This is a genomic window from Nitratidesulfovibrio oxamicus (assembly GCF_015731765.1).
Taxonomy (GTDB): domain Bacteria; phylum Desulfobacterota; class Desulfovibrionia; order Desulfovibrionales; family Desulfovibrionaceae; genus Cupidesulfovibrio; species Cupidesulfovibrio oxamicus.
In genome coordinates, this window is sequence record NZ_VRYY01000812.1 from 1 (window position 1) to 10,510 (window position 10,510).

Below are 10,510 nucleotides of genomic sequence, written 5' to 3' on the forward strand. Positions count from 1 at the left end.
AGCGTGGCTGGCCGTGCGGGCCTGCGCCGGGTCGCGCATCCGCCGCCTGTTCGCCGCGCACCGCCCGTTCACCCCGTATCGACTGACGGGCGGCGGCACGCTGCGCCTGTGGCTGGTGGCAGCACTCATCGTCACCGGGGCCATGCGGGTGGCCAAGAACCTGCCCGGCTTCGACTGGGGCCCCACCCTGACCATGTACCTGGACTGGACGCATCTTGGCATTGCGGGGCTGCTGGGCGCTGCCGCGCTGGCGCTGGCCCTGACGGGCCGGAGTGCCTGGACCGTCCCTGTCTCCGCTCCCGGTACGGCTCCGTCGCCCGGTCATCATCCCGAACATCCGCCCCGCGCGTAGCGCAGGGCCTACCCGCTGACGCTCACCGCTGAAGGAGGAGTCCACATGTCGTCGCCACACGTTTCCGCCCACCGGGTGCAGGGCGGTTCGCCCCCAGCCCTGCTGCTGTTGCTGCTGTTGCTGCTGCCGGGCCTTGTCCCGGTGCTTGCGCCAGCCGCCCCGGCCCGCGCGGCCCAGCTTGCCACCGAAGTGCCCGCCGGGGCCACCGGGGCGGTGAAGAAGCCGGAGGCCCACGCCATCACCGCCGACCATTCCCGCCACCCGGCCCTGCAACAACCCTTTGCCACGCCGCAGGAAGTGACCAAGGCCTGCCTGTCGTGCCACAACGCCGCCGCGCAGCAGGTGCACAAGACCATCCACTGGACCTGGCTGGACCCCGCCGACCCGGAACGCAAGATGGGCAAGGGCGGCATCACCTTCAACAACTTCTGCATCGCCATCCCGTCCAACGAGCCGCGCTGCACCTCGTGCCATGCGGGCTTCGGCTGGAAGAACGCGCAGTTCGACTTCTCGTCGCAGGAAAACGTGGACTGCATGGTCTGTCACGACCACACCGGCACCTACAAGAAGTTCCCCACCATGGCCGGGCTGCCCGTCAGCGAACCCACCGAGTTCGAGGGCAAGACGTTCAACCCGCCCGACTACAACGCCATTGCCGCCTCCGTGGGCCGCCCCACCCGCGACAACTGCGGCACCTGCCACTTCTACGGCGGCGGGGGCGATGCGGTGAAGCACGGCGACCTTGATTCCACCATGTTCAAGCCCAGTCGCGAACTGGACGTGCACATGGACGTGAAGGGCGCCAACTTCACCTGCCAGCGTTGCCACACCACCGAGGCCCACGTCATCGCCGGGCGCACCTACAAGCAGCCCGCCTTCACCGAACGCAAGAGCGTGCTGGACGACGACCGGGTGCACCGCATCGCCTGCGAATCGTGCCACACCGCAACCCCGCACAAGGCCGGGCACAAGGCCAACGACCACACCGACAAGCTGGCCTGCCAGACCTGTCACATTCCCGCCTTTGCGCGCGAAATGGCCACCAAGATGTGGTGGGACTGGTCCACGGCGGGCAAGAAGAAGGACGGCAAGCCGTTCGCGGAAAAGGGCCCCTTCGGCAAGCCCAGCTACGACAGCAAGAAGGGCGACTTCCGCTGGGAAAAGGACGTCACCCCCGAATACCACTGGTCCAACGGACGCATGGAATTCCTGCTGCTGACCGACAGGATCGACGACACCGCGAAGCCCGTGGAAATAAACCGCATCGACGGCGACCCGGCAGACCCCAAGGCGCGCATCATGCCCTTCAAGGCGCACCGGGGCCGCCAACCCTTCGACGCGGGCAACCGCACCTTCGTGGCCCCGCACCTGTTCGGCAAGGACGACGCCGCCTACTGGAAGACCTATGACTGGATGAAGGCCGTGGAAGCCGGGCAGAAGTCGCTGAACCTGCCCTTCAGCGGCAAGCTGGAATTCGTGGAAACCGTCTACTACTACCCCATCACCCACCAGGTGGCCCCCAAGGAAAAGTCCGTGGCCTGCGGCGAATGCCACAAGCCTGCTGGCAGCCGCCTTGCCGCCGTCAGCGGGGTGTGGATGCCGGGGCGTGACCGCAACGCGGGCGTGGACGCCGCCGGCTGGATCGCCGTTGCCGGGTCCGTGCTGGCCGTGGGCGTGCACGGATTCCTGCGCCTGGCCGCGCGTGGCCGCAACAACCGCAAGGAGGACTAGCCATGCACGCCACCGAACGACTCTACCTGTACAGCCGGTTCGAGCGGTTCTGGCACTGGGCGCAGACCGCGCTCATCCTGATGCTGCTGGTCACCGGATTCGAAATCCACGGCACCTTCACCCTGCTGGGCTTTGCCCGCGCCTTCGCCGTGCACAACTTCTGCGCATGGTCGTGGCTGGTGCTGTACGCCTTCATCGTGTTCTGGATGGCCGTCACCGACGAGTGGAAGCACTACGTGCCCACCTTCCTGAAGCTGATGGACGTGGTGCGCTACTACCTTTCCGGCATCTTCAAGGGGGAACCGCACCCCGTGCCCAAGAGCGAACGCGCCAAGCACAATCCCCTGCAACGGCTGACCTATCTCGGCATCGTCTCGTTTCTCGTGCCGTTCCAGATGATCACCGGGTTTCTCTACTACACCTACAACCAGTGGCCGCAACTCGGCTTTGCGGGCAGCCTGACCCTGAAGGCCGTGGCCGTGTTGCACACCCTGGGGGCCTTCGCCTTCCTGGCCTTCGTCATCGTGCACGTCTACATGACCACCACCGGCCACTCCCTTACCGCGCACATCGCCGCCATGTTCACCGGCTACGAGGACGTGCCCCGCAATGGGGTGAAGCCGGAGGTGTAGCGGGGAGGAGAGGAAAGACAGAAGATGAAGAATATGTGGGGGAGGGAGGAAACTTTGAAAAGTTTCCTCCCTCCCCCACACCCCCTCCCGCCTTCCAAACCTTTCCATTGGGGGCAGGCCAGAGGGTGGCATGACTTCTCACCTCACATGAAGCGCACCAGTTCGAACAGCTTTTTCCGCTGCGTGGCCACGATGTGGTAGTACTGCGTCTGCGGTATGAAGATGTACGGCACATCCTCCGTCCGCCGGTACAGAAAGTGCGACAGGATCATCCTGTTGATGGCCTGATGCCCGATGATCATCACACCCGGCGCGCCCCCGGCCAGAAACAGCGCCCGGCGCACCCCGCGCTCCACCCGTTCGCGCAGGGTCACGTAGCCCTCGCCGCCCGGATACACGTAGTGGTACTTGTCCCGCTGGCGGGCCGCGAAGGCATCCGGAAAACTGCGGCGGATGTCGTCGTACCGCAGGCCCTCGCACTCGCCCGCGTCGATCTCGTCGAACTCCGGCAGGGCCATCACCGTGGCCTGCGGCCTCGCCTCGCGCATGGGGGCCGCCGTCTGCGCCGACCGCCTGCGGGTGGAGGTGAAGATGTACGGCACCTCGATGTCCGCGAAATGCGCGGCCAGTTCCTTGGCCTGGGCCTGCCCGCGAAGGGTCAGGTCCGAATCGCCGCCGATGCGCCCCTCCACGTTGTAGTAGGTCTCGCCGTGCCGGATCAGATACAGGTTGCGCACCCACGCGGACACCAGAATGTCCCGGATGCGATGGTAGTACGGCACCCGCCCGCCTATCTGCTCGCCCACCACGCGGTTTTCCAGCGTGTCCACCCGCACCCAGCAGGACTCGTCGGCGCACGGGGCATACATGCGCTCGTAGTACCGGATGCGCTTGGTAAAGCTGTCCATGGCCGCCTGCGTGGTATCCCGCGCGAACTCCGGCATCTGCGTCTTGCGCCGGATGGCCGCGCCCAGCGCCACCGGGTCGTCGTTGACGCATTCCACGAACAGCAGCGGATGGTCGGTGAGCATGGCCTCTATGGTGGCCCGCCGGGCACGGCTGGCGTTGGTGGCGTCCAGGATGGCCACATGCCCGTCGCCCGCCAGGTAGTCGCGCGCGGCGGCAATGTTCAGCCGGGCGATTTCCTCGCGCCGGGCGCGGCCTTCCGCGTTGTCCGGGTCGTAGAATTCCGGCCTCGCGGAATCCATGCCCAGCAGGGAACGGCGGATTTCGCCGTTGTTGAACACCTCGACGCGGAAGTCCTCTGCCTCCAGACCCTCGCGGATGCGGCGGGCCATGGTGGATTTGCCCCGCGCGGGCAGGCCGACCATGACGACATAGAGCTTGTTCATGCGGAATCCTGTGAAGGGCGTTGTGCACACGCGGGGGCGGAGCGGCGTATCCGTTGTTCCCGGGCCTGTCTTGTCCGAACTTGTCTGCCCCTGTTCTGGCCCTGTTCTGGGCCTGTCTGGTCTTGTCTGGTCTTGTCTGGGCCTGCCCCATCGGTAACGGCTTCCGTGCAGACACACCAGCGTTTTCGGACGCGAGGGGCTTCGAAGTCGCGCCGGGCCCCAGAGGAACAGGGATGGCTGAGAGGCGGGGGAGCAAGCCACCACCCGCAAGGCCTGCGCCATGCACACGCAAACGGCTGCCGCCGCGGGCTGCCCATACCCCCACTTGACGCCACCCTCCCGGCATGCCAACAGAATTTCACGGCGGGGTTCTCCTCGCCCCCTCTCCACCCACGGGGCACAACCACCCGTTCCCCCGCCATACCCCGACATCCGCCGCTTGTCCGGCAGGAGGCCGACCATGTACGCCATCAACTATCTGCTGAACCTGTGCGGCATGACCATGCTGGCCGGGGCCGCCTTCAACTGGCTGCGCTGGCGCTCGGGCAACCATGCGGCGGGCATCCGCGCGCGCAGCCTCGCCATCGGTGGGGCCATGCTGCTGGTGTTCGGCAACCTGGTGTCGCCCATCGAAACCAAGGTGGTGCAGCCGGTGAACGCCACCGCGCCCGTGACCCAGTCGCAGCAGGCGGAGCCCCAATCCGCCCCGCAGCCCGCGCCCCAGACGCCTGCCGCCCCCGCACAGCCCGACCAGCCCGCCAAGTAGTTCACCAAACGCGAAAGGCGGTCCGACATGCCGGGCCGCCTTCCGCGTATCTCTTTTCCGCACCTTCGCCGCACTTTCGTTCCACACCCCTCGGCGGCGCACCATCCGCAGCCATCGCGGGGGCGTTCCGGCCATCCGCATTCTTTCGCCGTCCGGCTTCCGGTGCATTACCTTTCCCCTGCCGGGGCGCCGACGTCCGCCACCCGCCAGTGGCCGCCCTTTCCCGGCGACCTGTCAACCTCCCCGCGCGCCTGTTCCCGCGCGCCTGTCCCCCGCCGCCTACTCCACGCCGCGTTCGCGCAGAAAGGCCTCGTACCGCTTGTCCACCTTCATGATGTGCGACACCAGCCAGTCCACCAGGCCGCGCACTATTTCCATGACCACCGTGGGGTTGCCGCCCGCCGCCTGCTTTTCCCATTCCAGCACCCGCTGCACGAAACGTCGGTGCACGTCCTTGTGCTGCGCCCCTTCCGGGTAGCCGTGCACGTCGAACAGCCGTTCCTCGTACCCGAAGTGCTCCACGGTGTAGGCCTTCAACTGCCCGAACACCTCGAGCACGGCGGCCATGTCGCTGGTGCGCGCGGCGCGGTGCACGGCGTTGATGTAGTCCACCAGTTTCTTGTGCTGCACGTCGATGCTGGGCAGGTTGGACAACTCCTCCGTCCAGCGGATCAGGGTCTCGTCGCTGGCATCGGACATCAGGGCCACGCCGTCCTCACCGGCGCAGATGACCTCGACCATGGAGAACATCTCCTGCACCTGGGCGAAGATGTCGTTGAGCGTGCCGGTAAAGCGGGTCATGGCCTCGGCTGTCTGCCCGGCGATGCGGTTCACCTCGTCAACGCTGCGGCCCACCACCTCGCTGGCTGCCGCCTGCTGGCCGTTGGCGGCGGCGATGGACTGGACCATGCCCGCCGTTTCGTCCACCTGCGCCACAATGCGGGCCATGGCCTGCCCGGCGGTCTCTGCCGACGCGGCGGACGCCGTGGCGTCGCGCGCGGCCTGTTCCACGGCGGCGATATTCTCTCGCGTGTGGCCCTGAATGCGCGCCACGGCCTCGCCCACGTCGCGGGTGGCCGTCATGGTCTTTTCGGCCAGCTTGCGCACCTCGTCGGCCACCACGGCGAATCCCCGCCCGGCCTCCCCGGCGCGGGCCGCCTCGATGGCCGCGTTCAGCGCCAGCAGGTTGGTCTGGTCGGCGATGTCCGAGATCAGCGACATGACCTGCCCGATGTTCTCGGCCTCCACGCCAAGGCGGCCCATGGCCTCGTTCAGCCGCTGGATGCGTTCGCGAATGCCGTTGATGGCAGCCACGGTCTCGCGCATCCCGCGTGCGCCCTCGTCGGCGTTGCCGCGAGAAAGGTCGGCCTGCTCGGCGGCCCTGCGGGCGTTGTCGGTGACGTTGGCCACGGTCACGCGCATGTCGGACACGGCCTCTGCCGTTTCGTCCATGCGGCGGCGCTGGGTTTCCACCCCGCCGGTGACGGCATGTACCTGGCCGGTCAGGTCGGCGATGGAATGCGAGACGTGTTCCGACACGGTGCGCGTCTTGCCTGCGGCGCCGGTCATGCGCTCCATCAGGCGCTTGATGCGCGCCTCGGACGCGGTGGCGTTCTTCATGGAGTCATGGGCTTCGCGGGCCATGCGCGCAGCCTCCCGTCCCTGGGCATCGGCTTCTTCGATGCGCTGGCGCAGGTTCTGCACCATGCGTTCTATGGAGTGGCGCATGGCGTCCAGTTCCGGCGGATACGCCCCCTCGGGGCGGGCTTCCAGATGCCCCTCCGCCACTTCGCCCGCATAGGCCCGCAATCGGCGCAAGGGCCGCGAGATGGAGGCCACCAGCGCCACGGCCACGCCCGAGCCCAGCACCACGCCCAGCAGCAGCACCACCAGCGCACCTGTCAGCATGCCGCGTTCGGCCTTGCCGCTGGCAGCGGCGATGTCGCGCGCGGCCGCCAGGGCCTCGTCCGCGTTGATTTCCGCCACCAGCCCCAGGGTCAGCCCTTCGATGCGCAAGGGCTGCCACGCCGCCAGTACGGACTTTCCGTTGTGGTCCCTGATGGCGCCGCACCCGGTCTCACCGGCCACGGCCTTGCGCGCGGCCTCGGTATCCACCATGTCCGCAAGGATGTGCCGATTGGCGGAGCCGCGCGGCAGCGAGCGCACCCGCAGGTCGGTGCCCACCAGAAAGGCATCGCCCGATTCGCCAAGACCCACGTCCTTCCAGCGGCCTTCCGACGTCATGACGCGGTTGATGCCCGTCTCCGTGACATGCAGGGCCATTACGGCCAGGAATGCGCCGGATGCGTCGTACACCGGGGTGGCGATGAACGCGGCCGGGGCGTTGCGGCCCGGCTCGTACGGGGCGAAGTCCGTCATGACGGCGACATTGCGTTCGCCGGACTTTCCGGCGGCCACGGCCTTGCGGAACACCGTGGCCAGGCCGGTATCCTTGTACGGGCCCGTGATGAGCGACGTGCCGAAATCCGGCAGCTTGCGCACGCTGTAGGTCACCGCGCCGGTGCCGGGGTCCAGCAGCAGGATGTCCCGGTAGCCGAAGGTGTCGGCAAAGTGCAGCAGCACCGGATGGCAGCGGGCGTGCAACGCATTGTAGGCAGTGGGCAGGGGGGGCCTGCCCGGCGTTGCGGATGCCCCTCGTTGCCCCGCCGCCAGCGCGGGCAGCAGGTACATGCCCTGCAGCAGCACGCCGTTGGCGTCATCGGGCAGGTACGATTCCGGCGCGCGGGGTGCGTAGCCGGGGGCGGATGGCGCGTTGGCCGCGAACTCCAGCGAGCGCAGGTAGGCGGGCCCCGCATAGACGTCCAGCAACTGCCGGGCCACGGTCCTTGCGTCCATCTGCCCGGCCACCTCGCCCTGCACGCCGAGCCAGGCGGCGGGCAGGGCCTGGGCCGCCTCGCGCGCGGTCAGTTCACCGGCCAGGGTCAGCAACTGATTGCGCATGCGCCGGAAGATGTCTTCCACGTGCAGGGCCTTGGAACTGCGGATGCTGGTCAGTTGGTCCTGCGCCCGGTCCTGCATGGCGGTGGCGGCGGCATCGCCCACACGGCGCATGCCGTCCACCCCGAAATGCCAGAGCAAACCGGCGGTAAGCAGACAGGTAAGCACCTGGGTGCCGATAAACCCCGCAAGCAACTTCATGCGCAGCGTCATGCCATCCCCCCGTCATTCCGATGTTGGCGGCGGCAACGGGGCCTCCGCCCTGCCAATGTAACGGGGGCAGGGGGCGGACGGGCAATGATTAGCCGACGGGCCGCGTGATAATTCGCGGCTGCCGCGCCGGGCACGAGATGCGGAACGGAGGGACTGGGGATGGCAGGCATGGGCGACGATCGGCGGACCGCCCATCATGCGGGAACATGCGCATCCGCCGCGCGGGCGTTTGCATGGGCGGCGCCGCAACGTAAAACGCCCCGCGCCCGCCGGACGAACCGGAGCGGCACGGGGCGCGTTCTGCGCGAAAACGTGCGGTTCGGGCTAGCCCTTGCCGTCCTTCACGAAGGCGGGCCACAGTTCCAGCAGACGGCGCAGGGCCTTGCCCCGGTGACTGCGGGCGTTCTTTTCTTCGCGGGCAAGGGTGGCTGCCGTGCGGCCCAGTTCCGGGTCGAAGAACAACGGATCGTAACCGAAACCGTTGTCGCCCTGCGGGGCGGTGGCCACGCGGCCTTCCCAGGCCCCGGCTGCGGTGATGTGGCGACCGTCGGGGGCGCAGGCGGCGATCACCGAGCGGAACCGCGCCGTGCGCTGCGCATCGGGCACGTTGGCCAGGGCGGCCAGCAGTTTTTCGTTGTTGCGGGCGTCGGTGGCGGGCACGCCATCTTCGGCGGAATAGCGGGCGGAGTACACGCCCGGCGCGCCGCCCAGGGCGTCCACCTCCAGCCCGGAATCGTCGGCCACGGCGATGCGGCCCGTCAGTTCGGCCACGGTGCGCGCTTTCAGCAGGGCGTTTTCCTCGAAGGTGGTGCCGGTCTCCTCGATTTCGCCGATCTCGGGATAGGCGTCGAGACCCACCACGGTGACCCCGGTGCCGTGCAGCATGTCGTTGAGTTCGCGGATCTTGCCCGCGTTGCGGGTGGCCAGCACGATGACGGCGGTGTTGCCGGAGATGGTCTGGGTGGTGGTCATGGTGTGTCGTTTGTCGTGTTCATGGTTGGGGTGACGGTCATGGCGGCGATGGTCGCCGCCCCGTGGCACGGGCCTCTCGGAAGGCAGCCGGAGCGCACGGGTCGCACGGATCGCGCGGGCCGCAACCGAGCCGCGCTGTGTGGCGCGCATTGTGCGGAAGAATCGGGCCGGAGGCAAGAACACGCCGGACGGCCTTCGCGCCCGGCGTACGGTCAGCCCTTCATGCCCTCGCCTGCCGGATCGTCCCGCGCGGGTTCCGTCGCCCGGGGCACGGCCAGCAGGGGCAGCAGGTACAGGGTGATGGTGGTGCCCTTGCCCACCTGGCTTTGCAGGTCCACCCGGCCACCCATTTCCTCGATGATCTTGCGGCTCATGGCCAGGCCGATGCCCGCGCCCTTTTCCTTGGTGGAAAAGAACGGGCTGAATATCTTGTCGTGCAGTTCCGGCGGAATGCCCACGCCCGTGTCCGTCACCGCAATGTACACATGCTGCTGGTTCATGCCGGTGCGCACGGTCAGGCGGCCTCCTTCGGGCATGGCCTCCTGCGCGTTCTTCACCAGGTTGATCAGGCACTGCTTGAGCATCTCGCCGTCGCCGTGGGCCTTGGATATGTCCGGCGCAAGCTGCATGTCCACGGTGATGCGCCGCTGGTCGAAGCCCAGGCTCATCAGTTCCATGGTCTGGCGGGCCAGCAGGTTCAGGTCCACTTCGCCCGTGCGGGGCGAGGTGGGCCGGGCAAAGTTGAGGATGGACTTCAGGATGGTGTCCAGCCGCCGTGATTCTTCCAGGATCACCTGCACCTTGCCGCGCGCGGCCTCGTCCAGCGAGGGCGAGCGCAGCAGCGAATTGGCAAAGCCGCCGATGGCGAACAGCGGGTTGCGTATCTCGTGCGCCACGTAGGTGGACAATTCGCCGATGGCGGCCATCTTTTCGGCCTGTTGCAGTCGGATTTCCATGTTGGTGCGGTTGGTGATGTCGCGCCGCATCTCGATGACCCGCGTCAGCCTCCCCGCGTCGTCGGTGACCGGGTAGGTGTACACCCGGAAGTACTGCACCCGGCCATCGTCGTTGACCCGTGTATGGATGCGCTCCGCCTTGTGGCCGGTGCTGACGGTTTCGCGGAAGGTACAGCCGCCGTGCTCCGGCGGGCAGCAGAAGGAGGCGCCGTCCAGTTGCCAGCAGCAGGTGCCGATCCAGTCGTCCTTGGTGCCGCCCTTGCGTTGCAGGATGTTGCGGTTCAGGTCCACGATGCGCCCTTCGGTGTCCAGCAGCAGGATGTCCTCGTCCACCTGGTCGATGAGCGTGGCGAACAGATCGCGGGCCTCGCGCAGGTGCAGGTTGCAGGTGGAGCACAGCTTTTCCGAGGCCAGCATTTCCCACACCCACAGCGCGCCGCCCGCGTCCAGCAGCGAAACCCCGGCAGGGGCCGCCGCGCGCAGTTCGGCCATGTGGCGGCCATCGTCGGTCAGGTCGATGACCATGCGCAGGCCGGGGTGGGCCGCGAACAGGGCGGCGGCGGTATCGAAGCGGGGCA

General features: G+C 67.8%; 7 protein-coding genes and 1 pseudogene. 4 read left to right on the forward strand and 4 right to left on the reverse strand.

Annotated features, from left to right (window positions below; all coding sequences use genetic code 11):
• From FVW20_RS19100 to FVW20_RS19110, 3 genes and pseudogenes are all read left to right on the forward strand, one after another.
• Positions 1-352: pseudogene (locus FVW20_RS19100) on the forward strand (4Fe-4S dicluster domain-containing protein); the annotation flags it as partial.
• A gap of 45 nt (positions 353-397) precedes the next feature.
• The gene (locus tag FVW20_RS19105; RefSeq protein WP_196610810.1) at positions 398-2,083 is read left to right on the forward strand and encodes a tetrathionate reductase family octaheme c-type cytochrome; all 1,686 of its coding nucleotides are present in this window, start codon (positions 398-400) and stop codon (positions 2,081-2,083) included.
• A gap of 2 nt (positions 2,084-2,085) precedes the next feature.
• Positions 2,086-2,715: a cytochrome b/b6 domain-containing protein gene (locus FVW20_RS19110; protein WP_196610811.1), complete on the forward strand. Its 630-nt coding sequence runs from the start codon at positions 2,086-2,088 to the stop codon at positions 2,713-2,715.
• A gap of 143 nt (positions 2,716-2,858) precedes the next feature.
• Here the strand turns inward: FVW20_RS19110 and FVW20_RS19115 are convergent, their stop codons facing one another.
• A complete protein-coding gene (locus tag FVW20_RS19115; protein ID WP_196610812.1) occupies positions 2,859-4,067 on the reverse strand; it encodes a histidine phosphatase family protein in 1,209 nt (402 codons plus the stop codon).
• 460 nt (positions 4,068-4,527) lie between these two features.
• Between FVW20_RS19115 and FVW20_RS19120 the strand changes: the two genes are divergently transcribed.
• The gene (locus FVW20_RS19120) at positions 4,528-4,833 is read left to right on the forward strand and encodes a hypothetical protein (RefSeq protein ID WP_196610813.1); all 306 of its coding nucleotides are present in this window, start codon (positions 4,528-4,530) and stop codon (positions 4,831-4,833) included.
• Between the two features lie 279 nt (positions 4,834-5,112).
• On the opposite strand, the gene FVW20_RS19125 is transcribed toward FVW20_RS19120, so the two are convergent.
• The 3 genes from FVW20_RS19125 to FVW20_RS19135 form a co-directional block, all read right to left on the reverse strand.
• Positions 5,113-8,004, reverse strand: a complete 2,892-nt coding sequence (locus FVW20_RS19125; RefSeq protein WP_196610814.1) for a bacteriohemerythrin — start codon at positions 8,002-8,004, stop codon at positions 5,113-5,115.
• Positions 8,005-8,328: 324 nt separating this feature from the next.
• The gene (locus tag FVW20_RS19130) at positions 8,329-8,976 is read right to left on the reverse strand and encodes an XTP/dITP diphosphatase (RefSeq protein ID WP_196610815.1); all 648 of its coding nucleotides are present in this window, start codon (positions 8,974-8,976) and stop codon (positions 8,329-8,331) included.
• A gap of 212 nt (positions 8,977-9,188) precedes the next feature.
• Positions 9,189-10,510: two-component system sensor histidine kinase NtrB (locus FVW20_RS19135; RefSeq protein WP_196610816.1), on the reverse strand; the 1,322-nt coding region annotated here is incomplete at its 5' end.

Bases quoted from the DNA above. Each gene is read 5' to 3' on its own strand.
- FVW20_RS19120 (WP_196610813.1), top strand. From the start codon at position 4,528: ATGTACGCCATCAACTATCTGCTGAACCTGTGCGGCATGACCATGCTG.
- FVW20_RS19115 (WP_196610812.1), bottom strand. From the start codon at position 4,067: ATGAACAAGCTCTATGTCGTCATGGTCGGCCTGCCCGCGCGGGGCAAA.
- FVW20_RS19105 (WP_196610810.1), top strand. From the start codon at position 398: ATGTCGTCGCCACACGTTTCCGCCCACCGGGTGCAGGGCGGTTCGCCC.
- FVW20_RS19110 (WP_196610811.1), top strand. From the start codon at position 2,086: ATGCACGCCACCGAACGACTCTACCTGTACAGCCGGTTCGAGCGGTTC.
- FVW20_RS19125 (WP_196610814.1), bottom strand. From the start codon at position 8,004: ATGACGCTGCGCATGAAGTTGCTTGCGGGGTTTATCGGCACCCAGGTG.
- FVW20_RS19130 (WP_196610815.1), bottom strand. From the start codon at position 8,976: ATGACCACCACCCAGACCATCTCCGGCAACACCGCCGTCATCGTGCTG.